The following is a 23,715-nucleotide window of genomic DNA, read 5'->3' on the forward strand; positions in this document are numbered from 1 at the left end:
CCCGATGTAACCTTATAGCTGCTAAAAAATTTCGCTTCGAAGCTTAGCTATTTTGGGTGAATGATACGGATTTAGGAGTTGAATTTCTTCGATATTTTTCTGCAGAAAATCGACATTAAAAATATTACCTACTTTTATCTCGTACTTTTCGATTAATACATCGCGTAGCTTTTCATAATTAATAAAAAATACTTCCAGTTCGGTTAACAAATCAGCGTTAAGTTGATACCTGGCATTTAGTATGCTCGTTTCGTTATTAATTGCCCATATTCTTCGTTGTATTTCTTTTAGTGAAGTGGTGGAATGTTTCAACTCGCTTATAAGATGCTCTGCATCCGCATCCCATCTTTTAAAAGCAGTCGTAGAAAATAATTTTTGGAAGAAGAAAAATGCTGGTCTTCGTTTTGCATGCAAATTCAATACATGCTGCAAATTTTCCGTTTCTACCTTTAAGGTGTTCTCTTTTTCCAGAATGTTACGCTTTTCGTCGGCTTGCACAAGTAATGCATCCTGGATTTCCTTTTGAAGAATTATGATCTCCTGTTTTTTATTTTTATTTTGTAAATAATTGGGCAGTTCTTCATGAAAACGAGAGGCATGTTCTTTAAAAGTGGCAAACTCATGTAAAAGGCTTTTGAAATAGGTATTAGTCTTATTAAAGTCTTCCTCATAATCTGCAGTTGTATCGTTTTCAGGATCTTTATAAATACTATACAAAAAGTCTTTAAAGCCTACATAATCTGAATTTTTTTCCGGTTCCCAAAAGGCTTTTCTAAAGGTATTTCTGTTTTTGGCATTACCCAATGCGGCAGCTAAAACACCCCAGCTTTCTTCCGCTATTAAATTTTGCGAAAAAGCCGAGAAGTAATCTGCTTCTTTAAAGTTTTCGGTATCAATCTTACTTTTTAAAGGAAGCTCTTTACTAATATTTTCTACAGCCGCATTGTTGTTACTGGCTACAACTATACCAAAATTACTTCCTATCTTATCGTTAAGAGGATAGGTATAACGTGAATAACCAGATTCTTCTACAACTCTGTCACCTCTGCCAAACATGGCACGGCAACCTACATCCGAGATGATCCGTGCCCTTTCAACAATGATTTCCGCTATTACATCCAAGAGTAAGGTTGTTTTCCCTGTCCCGGGTGGGCCATTAACACCTTGTAAGCCATCATGTTTTCTTCGGTTAGCAAAAATGGTATTTACAGCTCCGGCTTGTGCAGTGTATAGGCCGTGATTAATCTTAGAAGGCCATCTCCCAGCTGTGAGTAACCGAGGGTTTATACTTTCAAACAAATATTCTTTGTGGTGTATCAGATCTTTTCTTTCGTCTTTACTGGGCTTTAGCTTTAAATAGGATTGGAGAGCGATCCCCAGCTTATCGTTTTCAAGGTTACATAAATAGTTCAAATCGTTTAAATAAAAACTGTTTAAAAAAGCTGGATTTGGCTCGCTGCTAGTTGGTACTTGCTCTTCTATAATGTATACGTTAATCTCGCTTTTCCACCAGTTGCACAGATCTTTGAGATAGCTTATTTCATTTTCTAAATGTGCCCATTGAACACTTTCGCCCATAGGTTTTTCGTCGTTATCAGTAGCATCTATTGAGGAAAAATTATAACGGTCATAATAATCTTCTTCTGCTTCCCGTATAACCTCTTCTATACTCGCCAGGCTTTTACCTTGTTCAAGTGTTTTAATACCTAAAGTATAGCTTGCTGTTACGTAGCTGTTGTATTGAGGTTTCCCGTTTTGGTCTAGAATAAGTCCTGCAAGGCAAGAAAAGCCGGTAACGGGTTCTTCCCAATCATTAATAGTTTCATTTATTAAAAATTGGTTTAGGTGATGAAGAATGGATTTTTTATCAATCTTACCAAATAAGATGGTGTAACGCCAATAGTAATTTTTCTTTTCGGGTCTGTTTTCTGTTAGCCAGGGTAGCGGATCTTCCTTTTTCAGCAATACAGCATCCTTTTTAAAGTCAGGCAAATCAAAAATCTCTACATCTCTCCAAAACTTTAATATGTCCTCTTGTTTCAACTTCTTGTATTAAATAATTATTGCATCTAATTTATTAATTAAATTTTATTTCACCCATGCTAGATTATTTAATCTGAAGACACATTTAAAACAAAAAATATTTTCGCCACTTAGACACTGTATTTCTGCTCAAATTGAAACGAAGAGCAAGTTGTGTATTATTCATGGCATTTTTTTCTGGTAATCCAATATTTTAAGAATATCTGAACGCTTATATGCTCTATGTTTTTGGTTAATTATTTGAGCCTGTTTGTCTGTAGTTCCGAATATTTTTTTGTTAAGTTCCAAAACATCAAAAAAAGAAAGTTCTTCTTTATTTAAATAATGCACACAATCGTTCCTTTTATGTGGGAATTTTTTTCGATAATATCAATGTAAATTTGCAAATAATTCGGGTTTTTATCTTTTGCTGAAGTCATAAGAAAATTAGTGTTTTGAATGATAACTTGCTTAGGCTTTTAGCTTTATCAAAAAACTTGGCTGCTAACTATTCGGAATATTAATATTGCTTATAGAAGCAGCCAAACTGACATAAATATAAAGTTTTAATAAAATGAAGTTTATCAGTTATTATACTTATCTAGCCACTTGTATAAAGTGGTCTTAGGTATACGATATCTTTCCATTGCCTGTTTAACCGATAATTCGTTAGAATTAATCTGTTCTAATATAAAATCGATGATCTCTTTTGTGTAAATATTCTTACGAAATCGGGGCAGTGCCTTTTTCTTTTCATCGGTATTTTTGTTATATCTATTCCTCTCAGGTGCATATAAAATCAGATGCTGAGAATATAGTCTGAAAAAGTCATATTCTAAAAGTTTGCACCAGCGAAGCAATATTTCAGTATCCAGACTTTGGGATGCATACATTTTATCTATTTCATCTTCATCTTTTTTAAGAAAATTACAGATGCGGGATATTTTTATGCCACGCTCTGTAACCTGATGGTTAATTAATTGTCCTATATGTATTTGTTTAAAATCCAAATTTCTTCATTTTAATTTCCCATGTTTACAATGGAAATATTACTTCCTACGCCAAACCGATAGATTTGTGTGAAGGAGCCGGTAATTCTTAATTGATCTCCAGTATTAAAATAAGAGGTAGTAGTAGCATTATGGTAAATGTAATCAGTTCGGTCACTATGCCCGGAAATACTGCCGCCTACTACATTTCCATTTTTATATATTCTTGTTGCGGCGGTACCATTTGTTTGGCCATTTGGATTAGTACTATTGTCAAATAGCAGGTATACTGATACCTGATAATAACCGGCTTGTTGAATCGTAAAAATACCTGTAGTTGAATTATAGGTAAGCAGTGATGAATTTATTTTTGGTACTGAATTAAAAGTGACATTTGTTTCTGAAAACTGTGCATAGGGACCAGTAATAGCTGTTTTTAATGCCACTGTAGAAAGAGCAGGAATGAATTGCTGCTGTATCATACCTTGTCTTATTGTGCCATCTGCCGCGACCATAATAAGATTATCACTTGATAAAGCACCGGTGAGGCCGGTAATTTTTAAATTATTAATTGAAGAGGTTCCAATTGTTGTAGGCTGTAATAAATTTCCACCTAATCTAATATTGTCTCCCGTTTTAGTAAGTCCGTTATCAGCTGTAATTGTCGGCACGGTTGGGTTTAGTTTTACCCAAACAGTGCCATTAAAGTAATAATACCCGGGTCCTGTAACATTGGCTGTTTTAGTGGTAACGGGAGATGCCGCAGCGGTAGCATAAATAATAGTACCCAACTGATCGGACCCATACAGCGCATCTTTTGTCTTTAGTTCGTTGCCTGTCAGATTGGGAGGGATAAATCCGTCTATTTTACTTGTGTTGGTTGGCGATGCTTTAACATCCAATGTTGCATGTGGTGTTGGTGTATTGATACCAACCTGCGCTGTAAGTTTTATAGTCATCATTATAATGACCAGAGTTTGTAATATTTTTTTCATTGTTTTAGGGTTTAAAGTGTTTTTATTGTTCATTTATTTGTGTTCAAAGAGGGTAGCGTTGTGAAAGGATAATAGCTTAGAAAAATTTTAAACAGTCTTTTGTTATCAATTAAAGCCTATGTCTTTTCTACATCTTAAGTCTGAGGTATATGATTTATGGTTTGTTTCATAGCAATTGTTTTTAGTTTGTTGTTATAAAGAATTTGTGTTTTAATTAGAAAAAGAAGGCCTTCATGTTTTTTATTCCTCTTCAGGATTTTTGATAGGACAAAGCAAGTGACTTTTGGGGAACGCAACCAAAAAACAGATATCACAAATATATCTCTACATTATAACTATCTTTTAATCAGTGTTTTATTTTTTTATATTTGTTAATGGCTTAAAATTTAAGTTTGGGAAAAGATTATTTTTTACGCAAAGAGCTACCACTCTCAAATATAATTTGTGAAAAGATTAAGATTATGAATTAGGAAACTATGCCAGGCTATTAATCCATATATAGATGTCTTCGTCAGAAGGAATGTTTAATTTTTTACGAAGTCGATTTTTCCTAATTTGCACTGCTCTTGGAGTAATAAAAAGATAGGTAGCAATTTCTTTGGTTGGGAAATTCAATTTTAAATAAGCACAAAAGATAAGTTCGGAACTTACTAAGTTGGGCTGTATTTCCAATAATTTATTATAAAGCCCGGGATAGGTAGTTTTGAATTTTGTTAAAAACTCTGGAGCATTTTTTTTGCAAGTTCAATAAGTTCTTTTTGACCATTATCCTGAAGTTCATTAATAAAAATTTCTTTTTGATTAATTAATAATTTTTTCTTTTTAAAACGCGTATAAAATAGATACGCCATCATAGCCGTAAAAACTATAATTGCTATCACTATTAAAATAAAAGTAATTTTGGTTCTTTTATACTCACCTTGTTGTTTATTTAGAAAATGTTGAACGGAAACATCTAGAGATTTTTTTGCTGAAGATTGATGCTGTCTTTAATTTTCGTATACTTTAACAAATAATAGTTTGCTTTTTCAAGGTCTTTACTTTTTTGTGATATTGAATACAAATGTTCATAGGCATTCATAATGTTGCTCGCAATATTTACCTTATAAGCAAGCGCAAGTGATTTGCTGTAAAAATTTTTACTTTTTTCTAAATCACCGTTTTGCTCATAGTACTTACCCCAGTATTCATTAATGGAATAGATTTCAACAAGATAAATACTTTCATCTTTCCCCCATTTGTTCTGTGCTCTTGTCAAATAATATTTTGCAGAATCATTATTTTTCTTGTACTCAATAAAAAAATTAGCTAAGGATAAAGTATTAAAAGGGTCATCCTGTATTTTCATTGCCTGCTTCCTATAATAATAGGCAGAATCAATTTTTTTGGTTGACTCGTATATCTGGGCAAGATTTCCATAGACATAATTAATCAAATAACCTTGCCGATCTCTCCTGAGCATTAACTTAGCAGCTGCTATAGTCTTTTGATAATAGTTAATTGCAGCTGCATACTGTTCCAATTGTAGGTAATTATCACCATATACTGCGAATATGAGACTTGTTAACTCCTGATTCCTTAATCTCTTATTTTCCACTTGTGCTCTGTCTAAATATTGCAGACTTTCTTTATTTTTTCCCAGCAAAGACAAAGCATTACCTATATTATAATAACCTAATGCTATTACTATATCGTAATTATTTTTTTTGCATTCCTCAATTAGTTTTTGATTCAGTTTAATAAGTTCGTCAAACTTACCATCATTTAACAACTGGTTACTTGTGTTCCAAAGTTGATTCCATATCCTTTCTTGATCAGCTCTATCAAATTTCTGAGCAGTTACTGGTAAAAAAACACATAAAGTAATTACAAGCAATGAAAATTTATTGAAGAATGTCGAGAGCAGTATAATTTTTTTCATTTCCATAGGTATTTTGTAGTAAAATTAGTAATTAAAAATTTTGTCAGTAATATCAATATGAGTGTAGTTTAGTCAACTGCCTATGAAATTTCCCATTTTATTTAAAGAAATTACCGACCTGTAATAAATCCCGTTCTTCAGATTGAACGGGATTTATTATTTTTCAAATTATTCAGCCTAATAAAAAACTCATATTTTTTTTAAGACGTTCACCAGGATGGCTACTTCAAATCGTTTGAATGTTATATTCCAAAAAATAAGAAATGGTTTGGTTTTTTATTTCCGAATATGGCAGTTGTGGCTTACAAAGGTTGCCATCCCGCGTCACCTTGAGTACCATCACCATTCACATCGTTTACATACATTTCTCCACGACCAATAGTACTGTTGTAGCGTAAAGTTCCAAATGCAGGTGAGATCGGACGTTGTACTGTTGTGCCAATAGGTACTTTTACACCGTCAGTGCCATTTATTTCTAATGATATTAAAGGCTTCACTGAATGACCTCCAATGGAAATGTTTCCGTTTTTGAGAATCGTAAAGGCATTTCTTCTGTTTACTGGTCCGCCACCGTTTCCTACTTGAAAGAGAGCATCGGTTAATACATCATTATTGGTGGTACCATCCGTAAAGGCGTTGAAGTATCCGACAGTAAATTGTTTGGACGCATTTGCTACAACATCACTTCCGAATGAGAATGACGCATATCCGGAGGATTGCGAGTTGTTTCCTCCTGCAACTGCATTAGCTCCAGATGCGATGTTGCCAACACCACCAAGTATAATACTGTTGACAGCTGTCGCTTGATTGGTATTTCCTCCCAAAATTGAAGAATAAGTACCAACACTTCCACTATGAAGGTCGCCTGATCTAAAGGATCCGGAAATGTCTAAGGAAGACTGTCCGGAATTTTTCCCTACAAAGACTCTTCCCATTTGATAAATATCCTGTGAATTTACACTTGCCGGCGTTGTGGTACCGGCAACATTCCAAGGCTCTAAACCTGTTGAACCCTCTATTTTTTGCCATATGTTCCCATTGAAAAAGAAATAGCCAGTGGAGGTTACATTCGTTGTTTTGGAAGAGGTTACAGCAGCTGCTAAAGGCTCAGATATGTAAACGAGAGCCCCAGCTTGTAGCATATTGTAAAGATTATCTTTTGCTTTAAGTTCCGAACCTTTAAGTTTAGGGGCAATTATACCATCCGCTTTTGTTAAATCGGTTGGCCTAGCAGCTACGTCTAATGTCGCATTAGGAAGTTCAGTGTATATTCCTACTTGTGAAATGGCAGATGTGCCGGTCATTAACAGACCCAAAAAAATAATGTGTTTTTTCATTTATGTATGTTTTATAAGGGGTATAATCTGATTGTAGCAGTAATCATAAGTTCAAAAGTGTGCTATTGAATTTAATAGCTAAATTTTATGATTGAGATATGGTCATTATTTAAAAAGAGAATAGGATAGAGGAATAATAGGTAAAGCAACGTTTTTCGCTATTGTGATCAAAATAAACACATATCACAGATGTATCACGGGTTTATAAAAATCTGATAATCATGATATTTATTTATTGTTTTTTCTTTCCTTTTATTGGCATATAAATTCAGAGGTTCAGTTTCAATTAAACAGATAAGGGATATGACACTATACCAAATTAGGATAACAGATCGGTGTCGTAATACCATGCTCTCATAGCCGCGAACAGAGTGGGGGCATTTCCTCAGTTCAGCACTTTGAATAGATATGCTTTGAAAAATAAATGTAATCATGAAAAACGTATGTAGAAACATCATATCTTAAAAATGTAAAATGAAATCGATTGCATAATATTTGGACGTTTCTTTTTCTTTGAAGGAGAATTTAAATCATTTATTGTTTATTATAAAGCTTGTTGTGTTCTTGCATTAAAGAAGATTACTACTGCAATCGATTGTAATTCGATAAAAATTATTACCTTAGCCTTATAAGTGTTGTTTTAACACTTATAAATAATGAAGTATAAGTTTAACCAACAATATGATCGGAAAGTAATTGTGAAATATTGCTAGACTCAAACCATATATTTCATTAAGCCGCTGATATGAATTACTAAAGACTAAGCCAGTGAAAAATAAAACTAAACTGTTATCCAAGTGTATATACACGCTCCTTATTTCATTTTTATGTATTCCAAATATTGGAATAGCACAACAGGCAAAAGGACTATCAGTTGATATTATAACAGAGAATAAAAATGATGCTGGTATTTTTCCTATAGTGAGTGATGAAAAAGCTAGTTCTATTCGGTATGATGTGGGAGAGCTGAAACAAGTAATTCGTGCAATTGGAGATTTGCAAAATGATATTGAAAATGTTACTGGAGTAAAACCAGCTGTTGTGACTAATAGCAATATGATTGATTTTGAAATTATTGTTGGGACTCTAGGGGTTAGCAGAACTATAGATCAACTGGTATATTCTAAAAAACTCAAGACAAAAGATTTAAAAGGCAAGTGGGAAAGTTTTGTGATCACTGTCATTGATAATCCTAAAGCCAATCAAAAGCAATTAGTGATTGCAGGCAGTGATAAAAGAGGAACAATTTTCGGAATTTATGAATTATCAAGGCAACTTGGTGTATCGCCCTGGCACTGGTGGAATGATGTTCCTATTAAAAAGCGAAACAATGCCTATGTATTACCGGGTTATTATGCTTCAGGAGAGCCCAAAGTTAAATACAGAGGAATATTTATCAACGACGAAGAACCAGCTTTCGGAACCTGGGCAAGGACAAAATTCGGAGGAATCAACAGCAAAATGTATGCACATTTGTTTGAACTTTTGCTTCGTCTTAGAGCAAATTATCTGTGGCCTGCCATGTGGGGTAAAGCTTTTAATGAAGATGACGAGCTCAATCCAAAAGTCGCTGATGAATACGGAATCGTAATGGGCACCTCACACCATGAACCGATGATGCGTGCACAAAAAGAGTGGGGTAATCATCGTAAAGAATATGGAAACGGAGAATGGAATTACCATACCAACAAAGAAGCACTTTTGAAATTCTGGGAAGATGGATTCCGTCGTAATGTAAATTTTGATAATCTCGTGACCATGGGAATGCGTGGCGACGGAGACGAGCCGATGAGCGATTTGGGAAGTGCAGAAGCCAACTTCAAACAGCTGGAGCAGATAATGCACGATCAGAGAAAAATCATTGAAAAAGTAACTCAAAAACCTTTGAAGAATACACCTCAAATGTGGGCTTTATATAGTGAAGTACTGGAATATTATGACCAGGGAATGAAAGTTCCGGATGATGTCATTATTTTGCTTTGTGATGACAACTGGGGAAATGTAAGAAGACTTCCCGAGTTACATTCAAAAAAACATCCTGGTGGTTATGGAATGTATTACCATGTTGACTTACATGGAGCGCCAAGAGCCTATCAATGGCTGAATATGACGCAGATTCCTCATATGTGGGAACAGTTACGGCTTACTTACAGTTACGGTGTTGATAAGATCTGGATTCTTAATGTCGGAGATTTGAAACCGAACGAATATCCGATGGATTTCTTCCTCAATATGGCCTGGAATCCAACGTCTTTCACACAGGATAACCTCGAAAATTATTCTTTGAAATTCTCGGAAGAACATTTCGGGAAGACACAGGCAAGAGAGGCGGCAGAAATTATTAATCTCTATTGTAAATACAATGCACGAATCACTGCAGAAATGTTAAACGAAAAAACCTATAACCTTCAAAGCGGTGAATTTTTACAGGTAAGAGATGCATATTTAGCTCTGGAAACACGGGCTTTAAGACAATTTATGGAATTAGATGATGTCTATAAAGACACTTATAAACAATTGGTTTTACATCCCGTGCGTGCAATGGCCAATCTCTATGACATGTATTATGCCGTTGCAATGAACCACAAGCTGGCCCGTGAAAAAGATATGAAAGCCAATTATTGGGCAGATTACGCAGATGAGTGTTTTGCCAGGGATGCAGTATATACTCAAGATTATCACTCAAATATTTCTGGGGGAAGTGGAAGCATATGATGGACCAGACGCACATTGGTTATAAATCATGGGATGAACCGCGAGAAGGAAACATCAAACCTACGGTCTACAGAATCACTTCTGAAGAATCCAAAACGGGAGGTTATATTTTTGAAGAGAAAAATGGCGTAGTCGCTATGGAAGCTGAACATTTCTATGAAACAAAAGCAGCAACAAAAACTAAGTGGACAATCATTCCTGATTTGGGAAGAACGCTTTCCGGGATTGCATTAATGCCTTACACCGAAAAAACAGATGGTTCAGCAATAACATATCAATTTAAATTAAAAGCTAACTCTTCAGAGGTAAAAGTCCATTTCTTTTTTGATTCTACATTGCCATTCAAAAAGGGAGGTCAAAGTATTAAAGTGTATTTTGACAGGAACAATTCGAAGACAATCGGTATCAATCAGGATTTGACATGGGAAAATAATTATTCCAAAATGTATCCGGCGGCAGCGGCAAGAATTATAGAAAAAGTAGAAACCTTAACGCTTCCTGCCAATCAGAATGGTAATTACATTTTAACCCTGGAACCTTTAGATCCGGGAATTGTTTTACATAAAGTCGTAATTGATCATGGAGGTTATGAAGAAACCTATTTGAAAATGGATGAAAGTCCTTATAACCGATAAACTATAATTATGAAGATGTTTAAAAGTATTCTGGCATTTTTATTACTCACCGTTACGATCAGTAGCGTAGCCGCTCAAGTTGAAAACCACAAAACTTCGGCAAAGAAAGAATTTCGCTATATCAATCCCATTACCAGAGATTCTGCTATTTCGATGCGTGACCATTTTATTATCAAAGTTGATGATACATGGTATTGCGTAGGAACTTCCAATCCTGTTTGGACCGGCCCCAATCCCGGGGTGCGACTATTGGTTTCAAAAGATCTGGTCAACTGGAAGCAACATTCTTTTTTGATCGATGCTAAAAAGTTACCCAAAGACACTCCTTATAACGGAAGATTCTGGGCACCGGAGATCCATTTTATCCAGGGGAAATTTTGGCTGACTGTTAATAGCGGAAAGGTCACCAATGAAGATCCTAAGGGTATGGGCACTCACAATGTCTGGTTATTTTCTTCGGACAAAGTAACAGGACCTTATAAGCTCGTAAATGGACCACTTACACCGCAGTACAACAATGATGCGACATTGTTTGAAGATGAAGACGGACAGATCTATTTTTATTGCAGCGGTAATGGACTTTTTCAGGCTAAAATTGATTTAAAAACCGGAAAGCTAACAACACCGTTGGTTAAATTTTTGGACAAAAAGCAACCTGGCTGGCCAGACTGGATGCAGGGAGGTATCGAAGGCCCTTTCGTAATAAAAAAGAAGGAACTTATTTTATGTTTTTTTCAACCTGGACCCGTGGTTATGAAGTTGCATTATTAAAATCAAAAAATCCATTAGGACCTTGGGAGCTTGCTTCTCAGGAACCTATTTTCGGAACCCGCAAAAAGGGCTATAGACAACAGATGGCCGCAGAAGGAGGCTATGAAAATCTTGAATTTACGGACACTGAAGATCCTTACCAGGAAACGGGACACAACGCATTATTCATCGGACCTGATGGAAATCTATGGAATTCCTGCCATTATTTTATGTACGATAAGCGACCTTATCCTTACAGTCAAACATTTGAGCCTTGGGAGCTGGGTCCGCAAATGGGAATTGAACCTGTACATTATAAAAATGGAATGTTCTATATCAATGGCCCGACCTGGACCGAGCAGGTAATTAAATATTAGAATAACATAACATTTGCTGATCTGTTTTAGGTCGGCAAATGTTATGATTATAGTTAATTTCCGGATTTATTAATTCATATTTCTGTATTCCTGAGGAGTATTCCCAGTCTTTTTCTTGAACAATTTACTAAAGTACTGAGGATATTCAAAACCTAGTTCGTAAGCTATTTCATTTATACTCTTGCTACTACCCAGCAGAATACTTTTAGCTTCTTCGATCAGGTAATGATGTATTTGGTCCTTGGCATTCATGCCGGTTTCTTTCTTTAACAGATCACTCAAATAATTGGGCGACAGATTTACTTTGCCAGCCAAATAATTTACCGACGGCAATCCTTTTTCCTTGAGGACTTCAGAATTAAAATACTCCTGTAAAGCACGTTCCACTTGCGATACAATGTCCCGATTTGAATTTTTACGAGTTATAAATTGTCGCCCGTAATACCTGGAGCAATAATTGAGTAATACCTCTATATTAGATACAATCAGGTTTTGGCTATGAGTATCAATATTCTCCTCTAATTCACTTTGTATTTTTTGAATGCAGTCGAAAAGATTTTGTTTCTCTTTTTCTGATAAATGAAGAGCTTCGGAAGCCTCATAAGAAAAAAAGAGTAGTCTTTCATTTTAGTATCTAACGTTGTACCCCTTATCAGATCAGGATGAAAAAATAATCCCCAACCCATCATGTCTTCCCGTTTTTCTATTTCACTATCCAATTCAACCACTTGCTTAGGCGCAATGCAAATTAAACTTCCTTCCTGGAAATCATATTGTTGCCTGCCATACTTCATATTGTTAGCACAGTAATTTTTAAACATGATAGAGTAAAAATCGCAGGTTATTCTTGTGCCTGGTTCAATATATTCATCGACTTTGCTGAAGTCTATAATAGCTACTAACGGGTGTTTAACGCCGCCTTGCTGCACAAATCTGCTGATCTCAGATATGCTTTTTATGTTCATTATCGGATTCATGTTTTCTTCCCACTTTTCTAATTGATAAATTACGAAATTTATTTTTAGTTACTGTAATGCTTTTAAAACAAAGCTGTAGTATAGATCCGCCCTTTCCTGTGAAAAATAATCGATGACCAAGCCGGTTAGCGCAAAGTAGGATAAACCAATGCCAATGCCCTGCCACGTTGGGTTTTTGGTTGTCCAGAAAATAATTAATGTCATGGTAAAAAAGAGAGTAGCAACAATTTTTGATACTTTATACCCATATTGAAAATCTTCTATTCGTTTCTTTTCAGCATTTACAAATTCTTTCTTAGACTGCTGATAATTTTGCGGAAATTCTGCCATGCGTTTTTGATTGGAGAAGAGCATACCACTTGCAATGCCTGCATAAATAACACCGCTAACAATAAGAGGCCATAATAAAGCTTTGGATCCTGGAGTGGAGCCTATTTTCCAGAACAAGAGACCAGCGGTGATTGTAAACAATCCAAATGCAAGGATCAACCAGGCTTCAAATATTTCCGCCCTTATCCAATTGATCGTGTTTTGAATAAATTCCATCGTTATGATTGTATTGTTAATTAATATTAATTCCTTTAAGCTCTTAGGCCTGATTTTTAAGCCAGCAGTGGAGTAGAGCGATTAAAATACTTCTGTTATCTCGGCTATTTTAAATACCTATGAAAGGTGGCCGTCTTTCCCATTAATGATATACCCATAAAGCCCCTGAGATTCATTTTTCCATCTTTTAGCCAAGCCTTGCAACTATAAGTGTCTCCGCTTGGTGCATTATAGATTTTACCATCTACATATTCTTCGCCATCCCATTTGAGCCCTGTTAAACTGGTAATGCCAATCAGGTTTCTTGAGCGTAATTTTGGGTCAGGGTTTTTAAGGTCTTTCTTAGAAGTTGTGCCATCTTTTTCAACAATTTGATTTCCCCAGAGATATCTACCGTAGTACTTGTCGTCTTGTTTAAAGATTTCAAGTCTCACGTCCTTTTTATCAGACTCCCATTTTCCTAATATAGCGTCTGGACCTGTTTGTGCAAATGTTTTTGATGCAATAGCAAGCATCACTATTAGTAAGATTTTTAATGATTTCATTTTTAATGATTTAATAATTAAACAAGTTGGTTTTACTGATTTATAGTATTACATCTGGCTCATAACAATCTTATCGAAAAGATCATCACCAAGATAAGTTCTCATCCACACCATTGGTTTGGCAAATTTTCCCACACGATAACGGGTTCTAGGGTTGTTGGAATTGACAATTTTACTAATGGCATCTGAAATAACTGTAGGTTTTGATGAACCATTGCCTTGCGCAGCTTTCTTAGTGCCTTCCATGATTTTGTCCATTAAATCTCTGTAAGCACTATCTTTAGGAAGCTTATTAAAACCATCCAATAACACTGAACCAAATTCTGTTGCAATAAAACCAGGCTCTAATACCACCACATGAATGTTAAATTGTTTTAATTCCAGGCGTAAACAATCACTTAATCCTTCAACTGCATGTTTGCTGGCATGATACCAGGCTCCCATTGGAAAATACATTTTGCCTCCCATAGAAGACGTGTTGATAATAGTTCCTGCTTTAGCCTTACGCATAATTGGAACAACTTTTTGAGTCATTGCGGCCATGCCAAATACGTTGACTTCAAACTGTTTTCTAGCTTCATCTAATGGAACGTCTTCTATTGAACCATAGAGTCCAAAGCCTGCGTTATTCCAGAGTACATCTATTTTTCCTTGTTCTTTCACTATAGTATCTACAACATTTTGAATGTCTTCTTCGTTGGTGACATCCATTTTAATGGGGTGCCCACCTATATTTTTCAAATCTTCCATCTGGTCTATCCTTCGTGCTACTGTGTAAACTATGTGACCTTCCTGAATTAGCTTTTTGGCAGTCTCTTTACCCATGCCTGAACTTGCCCCGGTAATAAGAATTACTTTTTTCATTATTTTTTAGTATTAAATTTTATAGGACAAAGGTGGCTCAATAAACGGCCTTAGGAATAAAACAAATTCATGATTGTTGTATACATTTTACTGATATTAATGAAATTGCTCTTTTAATATTTTTTGCATAAGCAAACAGTTGAATAACTAATACAGTTTGTGTTTGATTGGGAGTAAAGAGAGACTCTACAGCCTTTGATATATTGTCCAATTTTATTATTTGCATATTTTATCATAGATAATTTTAAATTAAATTTGGAAACCTAATAACAACACAATGATTTTCGTAAAAAAAATGCTAACTATCCTCTTTTTTGTATCACTAAAAGTATTCTCTCAAAAGTCCTTTAGCCAGAATGAATCATTAAAAATAGATAGCCTAATTAAAAAAGATCAATGGGATATAGTGCATTTGAAATTGTTGAATGAAAATTTGAAATTCAAAAGAATCTCTAAATATAAATTATCTTACCACCTTTTAATTAAAATAGATTCAGGTACGGTACTGTACAAACAGGGCAAATATCTTGAAGCAAAAAATGCTGTATTATCCTCTATAAAGCAAGTCGAGGCTAACAAAAGTAATTTAGGTTTGTCTCGTTATAACGGACTTAAGCACATTGCCATAACGAGATTATTTTACATTGAAAAAAGACTTGGCAATATTTCACAGGGATTGGAATACATAAATTCGTTTTCGCGGGATATGGACCCAATTTACAAGAAAAAGCAGCTCATTTTTTATGCTGTAGCTTATTCGGAATTGGGGAATTATAATAAAAGTACTGAACTTTTGAATACTCATTTAAAAGATATCCTATCTGATGAAAAAGAGCTTTTGTATAGTGGCATTCCCAGAATTGAAGAAATGGCCGCTACCTATAATACAATGGGAGATACATTTGTAAAATGGTATAAAGACTCCGGTAATAAGGAGAAGTTAGATTCAGCTCAATCTAATTATGAGAAAGCGGGTAAACAAATGAAAAGTAATTCTGATTTAGCTCCATATTCAAGATCTTTATTAGTTAGCAGACTTGCCAATATGAGATTACTTAAAAAGCAATATAAGATTTCATTATCTCTTTATAATACATGCGAAAGGGATTCGGTTTTAATGGACAAAAATTTCTCACGGGAAATAGTTTGGTTAGGAAAAGCTGAAGTATATACGTTTCTTAAAAAAACAGATTCAGCTTTTTATTATATTCACAAACTTTACAATGAAAAGGAACCTACAAGATGTACGTATGAGAACAAATTGAAAATTTATTACTTACTGAGTTTAAATTATGAGAACATCGGTGATAATGCTAATGCATATAAATTCGCTAAACTAAATCTCTCCGAAATAGGTAAAAAAAGATCCAAGATACTTCAGGAAATAGCTTTCTTGGTAAACATGAGACTATGGAAATAAAATCAATTTCAGATGAGATAATAAGGAAAAACAAAAAAAATACTTTTTTATTTGTAGCTTTTATCATCTTGATATCTCTTGTTGTGATTTATCACAATTATAATAAAAGAAAGAAAAGATTTATTACAGAATTTGAAAGAGAGATGGAAGGAAAGGGTGTGTTTCCAATAGAAACTTTCACAATGGAAAAAAACAAAAAATCAAAAGTCGTCGAAGATAAAATTGTAAACCGAATATTAAGCAACCTGGATTTACTCGAATCAAAAAAAATGTTTTTATCCAAAAATTTTAAATTAACTAGTATGGCTAAGCAGCTTAACACCAATACTGCTTATTTATCCAAAATACTAAATGAGCATAAAGGAATAACGTTTTCTGAATATATAAATGACCTTCGAATAAATTATGTATTAAAGGAACTCGAACAAAACGCGATGTTTCGAAAATATACTATTCAAACAATATCTGAAGAAATTGGTTATAAAAGCCCAACAACATTTATAAAGGCATTTAAAGAAAGAACCGAAATGACCCCATCACAGTATATTAAAAAATTAAACAGTTTGTGATCTTTGCAATAATGTAATCTTAACGGAACAGCGGGAAAGTTTCGTCTGACACAGAGCAATTCCCAAAATTCATATATTTCTGTGAGAACCATACAGCCAAAAACCCAGCCAAATACCTGAAAGGCTTTACACTCAAGTCTCTTGCCAAGCTTTGGAAGTGGAATAGCCCTACTCTGACGAGAAAGAAATTCCTAAAAATTAAAATCAAAATATGCTGAATGGAACAAGCTCGTGCATCATGCAGCATTGGCTTTTATTTGCTTTCCGCCGTTGAATATCCTTATTCCGCTCGCTTTGATTTTATTGAATGTTTCATTGCCGACAGTACTTACTAGTTAAAGTGCTTTTCTGAGATTATGTTGTGCCGCTTTCAAAAATGCTTCTTTATCTTTTTTTACATCCTGTAGAAATTTTTTATGGTTTTCAGAAAGCTCAAAATATTGGTCTCCCCATAAATAAATCTCTATTAAAACGGGGAGTAGGCTAATGCCTTTTTCGGTGAGTTTATACAAATACTTAGCTTTACTTTCTGGGTGCTGTGATTTAGAAATTATTTCTTCCGCCTCTAAAATTTGCAGTTTTGTCGCCAAAATATTGGTGGCAATTTTTTCTTCTGATTTTAAAAAATCGCCATACGTGCACTGTTTTGCATACATCAAATCTCTCACAATAAGCAAGCTCCATTTGTCTCCCCAAATATCCAATGAGTTACTTACCGGACATCCAGAATTTCTATTTTTTTTGCCATAAATATTTAACTTGCATTTTGCAAGTATATTTTTATATCTTTACACTTTCAATTTGCAAGCAAAAATACTGAAATATTTATCAATTTCAATTTGAATAGAATTTTATCCAATTACAAATAAACTTTTAAAAAGAATTTTTATGATTTTTACAACACAGAAAATAACCGAAAGCTATTGGAAAATAGCAATTAACAATCCTCCGGTAAACGTATTCGATCCTGAGTTTTCAGTGCAGTTGAGAACAACAATGGAAGAGCTAGAAGCTAATGAAAATCTCAAGGTTGTAGTTTTTGAAAGTTCCAATCCCGAGTTTTATGTCGCTCACGCAGAATTGGTCAATATTTTTGAATTTCCGAAAGGAACAGGTGAGACAGGACTTTCCATCTCCTGGCCCGATGTTGCAAAACGTCTAGAGCAGGCTCCGTTTGTAAGTATTGCCTCCATCAGAGGAAGAGCAAGAGGTTTGGGAAGTGAATTTATTCAGGCTTTCGATATGCGTTTTGCAAGTAAGGAAAAAGCATTTTTTGCTCAGCCCGAAATCGGAATCGGCTCTTTTCCCGGCGGTGGAGGATTGGAGCGTCTGCATCTCTTAACAGGAAAAGCCAGAGCATTGGAAATTATTCTGAGTGGCGACGATTATGATGCACAAACAGCAGCTGATTATGGCTGGATTAATCGTGCATTTCCGGATAATGAATTAGATGCTTTCATCGAAAATTTGGCAAAAAGAATTGATTCTTTTGATAAAAAAATCATTACAACGATTAAATCGATAATGAATGAAAGAGCGATTATTCCAAAAAATGAACACATTATGGAAACGCAAACCCGATTTTTTGCTTCGTTAACAGAACCTGAAGCAAGAACCAGAATCAAAAAACTTTTAGACCAAGGATTACAAACCTATGGCGATGTTGAACTTAATCTTGGAAAATATTTATAATTAAATGAAAGCATTAATCATCAATGGTCACGTCAAATGGCCACAAATTGCAGAAGGGAATCTCAATAAAACTGTTTTTGAAAAAAGTAAAAGCGTTTTCGGAGAAAAAGGCTATGAAATTTTTGCAACAGTTATTGACAGTGGCTACGAAATTTCACAGGAAATCGAAAAGTGGGTAAATGCAGATTTTGTACTCTTTCATTTCCCGATTAACTGGTTTGGGATGCCCGCAAAAACAAAAGATTATATTGATAAGGTTCTAATGAGCGGCTACGGTAAAATCTACGCAGGAGATGGAAGAAATAGTGGAGGAAACTACGGTACAGGCGGTCTTTTGAAAAGCAGGGGAATGATTGTGAATACTTGGAATGCTCCCGAAGAAACTTTTGGAAACTCAGGTCAGCTGCTTGAAGGTTTTTCGATGGAAGAATTTACGAGACCTTTCACAGCTACACTACAGTTTGTGGGAATTCAGCCGATGCCAACATTTGCCTTCTATGATGTTTTTAAAAATCCGAATATAGAACAGGAAATGTCTTCACTCGAAACACATTTGAAAAATTATATTTAAGATTGATTTAAAGTAATTCTTGCTTATGATTTAAAAAGTTGGGAGAATTATTTATTCTTCCGACTTTTTATTTATAACAATTTTATATTTAAAATTTCTAACCCCTCCAATGAAATAGGAAAAAAAGTCAATCATTATAAAAGCATCATAGAGAGCTGTACGAGAAAAAGTGGATTCGACCCTACGGAAAATTCTCTTTTGAGGTTGATAGCCGGCAAAGAACTCACGACATATTCCGTTGGTGAAGACCGTTTTACTGGAGAATTTTATATGATTGGTTTAAAGAAAAATAAATCTGGATACGTTTTGTACGGGAAAACCAAATACGACCACAACAACGGCAGTTTTTGTGAAGTCCGGACAAACCATAGAAGTTCAGAACAATTAAGTTTTGGTGTACAGAGTATTTTATAATCTGTAGAGAAAAAATGGGTAAATTCCCAATTTGTACGCAACCATTGGTTATTATACATCTGCTTTGAAATCGATATTATTGAACTCTTCAGGACTTTTTTCAATTAGCATTGCAAAGGAATGAGGAATAATTGAATGTTCAATAAGTGTCCCCCAATTAAAGCTCCTGGAGGTATGTCTTTGTATTTTAATAAAATGGATTCTAGTAATAGTCTCTTACAGATACTCGTATAGCTCTTTTATTAAACATTCCTGCCTACTTAGCTCTTTATCTATTCTAAATATCTTGCCTTCTAACTATTGAATGAACTAACGCTGTTAATGGCACTACAGAATTCCAGAAATTCTTGAATCATGGATATACAAATTCAAACAATCATCTTAAGTCATCTGAAAAATATAGTTACCATTTCTTTAACTATTGATTAATATCTTGATGTAAATTCCATTGATATTAAACCATCCCGCCATATTAGAAGAAGCAATATATTCCGAAATTGTAACAAAACTAAATTTTTCAATTAAGTATAATATAGTTGGACATTTCCTTAATGTCAAAGAGGAAAACATAGGGTCTGTGCCCAGTAACACAGCTTTTGAGGGAATATAGATTGATCTTCAAATTTATAAATCTGACGAAATTTTTCTTTTACCCAAGATTGATGTTTAAGTAGCTTTGTTTTATTAATCTAAAATATGATTGGGGAAGATTCACAATTTAAATTAATATTCAGAAGGCCCGATTGTTTATTATTTTAATGACTATTCTATAGTCAGTTTAAGACCATAGTTTTTACTATGTTATATTAAAATACCTTCTTCAGTATACTTAAGACTTGCAAACCTCTAATACATTGATTATATCAATAGTCATCTTAGAAAAATAGGAGTAAGGTGAATTTAATTAGCTGATACAGAAATAAAATAGCAAGAAATAATTCCTGAAATCATAATAATACAGCATTATATCCAACGAATTTGCCTAACGCAAAGAATACAATTATAAAATTAAAAATACATGAAAAAGAAATTATTTAGTATTTATTTTTTAGGAATAATACTTTCAAATCTTAGTGCCCAAACTTCAAATTTAGATTGGACCAGAGCTCCTAATAGTTATGTTTTTGATACAGACTATGCCAAAACAAATAACAAAGGAGGTATAGATATACCTGTAAAAAAGCTTATAGAATCTGGTCTGATCCAAATTGGTATTTGAATCAGGCCATTCCTTCAGGGACTCTAAGTTCCACTATTTATTGGCAAGATGTACCCGGATTAATAAAATCAGCAACCATAGTTCCTGGTGCAACCCCTGAGGATACAGTTATACGGGTTATGGTAGACCGGTCCAAAGGCGAAGGTAATGCTGTAATATCTTTTAAAGTAAATGATACTATTTATTGGTCGTGGCACGTATGGGTTACAGATGACCCTTCTAAAACTCCAACATCCTATGATAAAGGAATTGAAAAAAATATTGCGGGCAATGATGCAGTTATTCAATATTTAGATAGAAACTTAGGAGCAACGAATGCTTCATTTTTAGGAAATGACGGGCACAAATCAGGCGGGTTACTGTACCAATGGGGAAGGAAAGACCCTTTTCCAGGATTTATTTACAAAGACGGAAGTTGGTATGAAGTAAGTGGAGATGTTGGAAATATAAGAGGAGATGATGGACATAATACAGGGGCAAACGGAGTTCCGTATGCTCAGGTACTAATACAAAAATCGAGAGCATATGACAATGTTGGGGATAATATCAAAGATGCTATTAAGAATCCAATGACTTTCATTAACGACCCACAAAAGCCGTGGTTTAGCAATACAATACAGCCTCAGAGCGGATATAGATGGAACTTATGGTCTGATAATAGAAATGGGCAAGATGGGGGAAGTCCTTTCGATACTTCCGGCAATACCCAAAAGATTAAGCTAAAATCTCCGTATGATCCTTGTCCTAATGGTTGGCGTGTGCCTTCATTTATGGGAAATATAGCGATGGATAATACAGCTTCCCCATGGGGAAGACATGGCGGTTCAAACGATGATGGTACTATAAATAAAACTATTTCCAACAGCATTCCACAGAGTCCCCCTGCGCCTTATGATGGAATCAAAATTTATCCAGGATTAGGAGTAGACTTTTCCCAAACTACATGGTCAAATGGTGCAATAAACAGAAGGGGTTTAGGACAATTTCCATTAAATGGAGATTATGAGTATTATGATTCTAATGTTAACAAGTCTGTTTTTCAGGATAACAGTTCAGAAATGAATATTAGATCTGCTACCTTAGCAGTATTATCGGGCGCCGATGAGAATATTGTAGCTGACCGGTCCATGGTTATAACCAGTGATTTTGGACAAAATCTTGATTATAATGCTAATTATGGACTAAATGAAATAAAAACGCATTGGAGTTATAACCTCGTGAACATGGGAATTGCTGTGAGATGTATGAAAGATCCGGATAACAATTTGGTTGTTAATTCCTCTACATATGATTTTCCAACCAACTATGTGAATGCAACTGATTTTGATTATACTAAAGGATTAAGTGATCCTAATAGCTATCTTGTTCCTGTAAGTAATGAAGAGAAAACCGTTTTGATACCAATCAATAAGCCATTTTCTGTTTATAACCAATATCTTACAGATCATAAAACTCTTCCAATCGATAATCTAAAGACCAGTATTTTATGGACTTCTAATAAAAGTTTAATTAGTAAAGTAGAATTCGTAAGGACACCTGATTGTAACACTTCTACTGATGATCCTTATGATTGTCAAAAAATATCTGTAAAAATAAATCCAAATCAATTTGGCAATGCAGTAATTGTCTTAAAAAGAGATGGTGGTCAGAGCACAAGAAAAGGTTTTATCTATTGGTCCTGGCACATATGGGTTCCCAAAGATAATCCTACAACTTCAACGATAACTTACCTGACTGAAGACATATTAACAGACAATAGCACAGGATATTTTGTAAATCCAACACATAGTGGTGTTGCACCGTTAAAAACTACTTTTATGGATAGGAATTTAGGAGCAATAGAGGCTTTTCCTACCGTTAATGATCCTTCTTCTTTAACACCAGAAGAATTAGCGTCAATAAAAAACTCAGCAGGATTACAATACCAGTGGGGAAGAAAAGATCCAATACCGTCTTTTAGAAACCCGGGAGACAAAACTCAAAATCTGAACAACATAATTTATTTGTCAACCGATACATATAATCAAGGAAATCTGGTGTATACTGATGTAGATGAAAATTATTATAATGCTAATTTTAATATGTCTGGTCTGGCAAATGCAGCTTATACGAGTAACAATATCGCTCTGAATTCTAAATTTGGAATTAAGTCTGCAATAGAAAGTGTTTTGCTGGCTTCTGTTCAAAACCCATTATCAATCCTTACTAACCCAGGAACAAAAGATTGGGTTTTCGCTAAAGACGCATATGCCTCTGATAGATGGGGACATGGCACCAGTAAATCTGTTTTTGATCCTTGCCCGGATGGTTGGAGGGTACCGGATGTTTTATCCACTGAATCAGATGCAAGTGTTAGGAAAATTGCTAATGGAAATGCCGCCCCGAGAGGTACCTCGCCCTGGTATTATGGTAATTATTCCGGTGGTGGTTTTGATTATCCTTATGGTGTTCCTCAGAGAGGGGCAATTGACCTTACCGTAGCTTACTCAGGAATCATAGCATATTCTTCGACTAGTCATTTGTTGAGCGATTCGGTTTATGGATATATGTTCAATAATCCTAATTACAAAATTGGAAACTTTCCATCTACGGGGATTAGAAATAAAGATGGGAATAACGGTATATTCAGGAGTGATATTGTGACTGATGTTTGGACTTCTGCCTTAGCTACACGGTCCAAAGGAGTGGCATTAGCAATGCAAATCGGACATACAAATAATTATATTCATAATAGAAGGATGAATGCTTTGTCATCTGGGAATGAAGGTGTTGATAATGTTATTCCCCAATCGGCAGCTAATGTCCGTTGTGTAAAAGATATGCCGCGTTATGATGGCACAATACCGCCAACGCCGGTTACAGGTAAACAAGTGAACCGTGTTGCTGCAAAAAGTATTGCCATAACATTGTCAGAATCTCAAAAACTGTATCCAAATCCTGTAAGAGATATACTGTACATCAATACTGAAAAAGGTACGACCTATAAAATTTATGATATGGCAGGAATATTAGTGCTATCAGGCAAGTTTGTAGACAAACAAATTAATATAGCTCATTTGAAGGAAGGCATCTATATGATTCAATTAAATGATGAGGCAGTATTTAAAATCATCAAGCAAAAATTCTAGTCACTATAAGAAATAATCTGAATTAATGA

20 protein-coding genes and 1 pseudogene are annotated in these 23,715 nt (G+C 34.7%); 9 read left to right on the top strand and 12 right to left on the bottom strand.

Annotated elements, in window-relative coordinates; translation table 11 throughout:
* Positions 1–21: 21 nt before the first annotated feature.
* The 6 genes from N4G44_RS07360 to N4G44_RS07385 form a co-directional block, all read right to left on the bottom strand.
* The gene (locus N4G44_RS07360; protein ID WP_474925599.1) at positions 22–2,043 is read right to left on the bottom strand and encodes a hypothetical protein; all 2,022 of its coding nucleotides are present in this window, start codon (positions 2,041–2,043) and stop codon (positions 22–24) included.
* Positions 2,044–2,606: 563 nt separating this feature from the next.
* Positions 2,607–3,032 carry a transposase gene (locus N4G44_RS07365; protein ID WP_474925601.1) on the bottom strand — a complete coding sequence of 142 codons (426 nt, stop codon included), beginning with the start codon at positions 3,030–3,032 and terminating at the stop codon, positions 2,607–2,609.
* Between the two features lie 11 nt (positions 3,033–3,043).
* Positions 3,044–4,006, bottom strand: a complete 963-nt coding sequence (locus N4G44_RS07370; RefSeq protein ID WP_474925603.1) for a hypothetical protein — start codon at positions 4,004–4,006, stop codon at positions 3,044–3,046.
* A 474-nt stretch (positions 4,007–4,480) separates the two neighbouring features.
* Positions 4,481–4,678, bottom strand: a complete 198-nt coding sequence (locus N4G44_RS07375) for a helix-turn-helix transcriptional regulator (RefSeq protein WP_474925605.1) — start codon at positions 4,676–4,678, stop codon at positions 4,481–4,483.
* Positions 4,679–4,961: 283 nt separating this feature from the next.
* Positions 4,962–5,927 carry a tetratricopeptide repeat protein gene (locus N4G44_RS07380; RefSeq protein ID WP_474925606.1) on the bottom strand — a complete coding sequence of 322 codons (966 nt, stop codon included), beginning with the start codon at positions 5,925–5,927 and terminating at the stop codon, positions 4,962–4,964.
* A gap of 302 nt (positions 5,928–6,229) precedes the next feature.
* Entirely contained in the window at positions 6,230–7,069 is an 840-nt protein-coding gene (locus tag N4G44_RS07385; RefSeq protein ID WP_474925608.1) for a hypothetical protein, read from the bottom strand.
* A gap of 1,236 nt (positions 7,070–8,305) precedes the next feature.
* On the opposite strand from N4G44_RS07385, the gene N4G44_RS07390 reads away from it, so the two are divergent.
* From N4G44_RS07390 to N4G44_RS07400, 3 genes and pseudogenes are all read left to right on the top strand, one after another.
* Positions 8,306–9,979, top strand: coding sequence for a glycosyl hydrolase 115 family protein (locus N4G44_RS07390; protein ID WP_474925610.1), 1,674 nt, complete (start codon positions 8,306–8,308; stop codon positions 9,977–9,979).
* Positions 9,976–10,614, top strand: a complete 639-nt coding sequence (locus N4G44_RS07395) for a hypothetical protein (protein ID WP_474925612.1) — start codon at positions 9,976–9,978, stop codon at positions 10,612–10,614. The genes N4G44_RS07390 and N4G44_RS07395 overlap by 4 nt, the downstream gene beginning before the upstream one ends.
* Before the next feature lie 153 nt (positions 10,615–10,767).
* Positions 10,768–11,741: pseudogene (locus N4G44_RS07400) on the top strand (glycoside hydrolase family 43 protein).
* A 69-nt stretch (positions 11,742–11,810) separates the two neighbouring features.
* Here N4G44_RS07400 and N4G44_RS07405 read toward each other — a convergent pair.
* The 5 genes from N4G44_RS07405 to N4G44_RS07425 form a co-directional block, all read right to left on the bottom strand.
* The gene (locus tag N4G44_RS07405; protein WP_474925615.1) at positions 11,811–12,128 is read right to left on the bottom strand and encodes a helix-turn-helix domain-containing protein; all 318 of its coding nucleotides are present in this window, start codon (positions 12,126–12,128) and stop codon (positions 11,811–11,813) included.
* A gap of 131 nt (positions 12,129–12,259) precedes the next feature.
* Positions 12,260–12,718 carry a hypothetical protein gene (locus N4G44_RS07410; RefSeq protein ID WP_474925617.1) on the bottom strand — a complete coding sequence of 153 codons (459 nt, stop codon included), beginning with the start codon at positions 12,716–12,718 and terminating at the stop codon, positions 12,260–12,262.
* A 48-nt stretch (positions 12,719–12,766) separates the two neighbouring features.
* Positions 12,767–13,264, bottom strand: coding sequence for a hypothetical protein (locus N4G44_RS07415; RefSeq protein ID WP_474925618.1), 498 nt, complete (start codon positions 13,262–13,264; stop codon positions 12,767–12,769).
* A gap of 104 nt (positions 13,265–13,368) precedes the next feature.
* Positions 13,369–13,809, bottom strand: a complete 441-nt coding sequence (locus tag N4G44_RS07420; RefSeq protein WP_474925621.1) for a DUF2147 domain-containing protein — start codon at positions 13,807–13,809, stop codon at positions 13,369–13,371.
* A gap of 48 nt (positions 13,810–13,857) precedes the next feature.
* Positions 13,858–14,673, bottom strand: coding sequence for an oxidoreductase (locus N4G44_RS07425; protein WP_278353585.1), 816 nt, complete (start codon positions 14,671–14,673; stop codon positions 13,858–13,860).
* A 295-nt stretch (positions 14,674–14,968) separates the two neighbouring features.
* On the opposite strand from N4G44_RS07425, the gene N4G44_RS07430 reads away from it, so the two are divergent.
* On the top strand, positions 14,969–16,093 hold the full coding sequence (locus N4G44_RS07430) for a hypothetical protein (protein WP_474925623.1): 1,125 nt from the start codon (positions 14,969–14,971) through the stop codon (positions 16,091–16,093).
* Complete coding sequence (locus N4G44_RS07435) at positions 16,084–16,662, top strand: helix-turn-helix domain-containing protein (RefSeq protein WP_474925625.1); 579 nt, start codon at positions 16,084–16,086, stop codon at positions 16,660–16,662. The genes N4G44_RS07430 and N4G44_RS07435 overlap by 10 nt, the downstream gene beginning before the upstream one ends.
* Positions 16,663–16,997: 335 nt before the next feature.
* Here the strand turns inward: N4G44_RS07435 and N4G44_RS07440 are convergent, their stop codons facing one another.
* Entirely contained in the window at positions 16,998–17,366 is a 369-nt protein-coding gene (locus tag N4G44_RS07440; RefSeq protein WP_474925627.1) for a winged helix-turn-helix transcriptional regulator, read from the bottom strand.
* Between the two features lie 184 nt (positions 17,367–17,550).
* On the opposite strand from N4G44_RS07440, the gene N4G44_RS07445 reads away from it, so the two are divergent.
* The 4 genes from N4G44_RS07445 (at position 17,551) to N4G44_RS07460 (ending at position 23,686) form a co-directional block, all read left to right on the top strand.
* Positions 17,551–18,354, top strand: a complete 804-nt coding sequence (locus N4G44_RS07445) for an enoyl-CoA hydratase/isomerase family protein (protein WP_474925629.1) — start codon at positions 17,551–17,553, stop codon at positions 18,352–18,354.
* Between the two features lie 4 nt (positions 18,355–18,358).
* Complete coding sequence (locus tag N4G44_RS07450) at positions 18,359–18,925, top strand: NAD(P)H-dependent oxidoreductase (RefSeq protein WP_474925631.1); 567 nt, start codon at positions 18,359–18,361, stop codon at positions 18,923–18,925.
* A gap of 1,432 nt (positions 18,926–20,357) precedes the next feature.
* Entirely contained in the window at positions 20,358–20,558 is a 201-nt protein-coding gene (locus N4G44_RS07455) for a hypothetical protein (RefSeq protein ID WP_474925633.1), read from the top strand.
* Positions 20,555–23,686 (top strand): T9SS type A sorting domain-containing protein, encoded by a 3,132-nt coding sequence (locus tag N4G44_RS07460; RefSeq protein WP_474925636.1) that lies wholly within the window; start codon positions 20,555–20,557, stop codon positions 23,684–23,686. The genes N4G44_RS07455 and N4G44_RS07460 overlap by 4 nt, the downstream gene beginning before the upstream one ends.
* The last annotated feature ends 29 nt before the right edge of the window (positions 23,687–23,715 follow it).

It is taken from the genome of Chryseobacterium sp. GTID13, assembly GCF_056172655.1.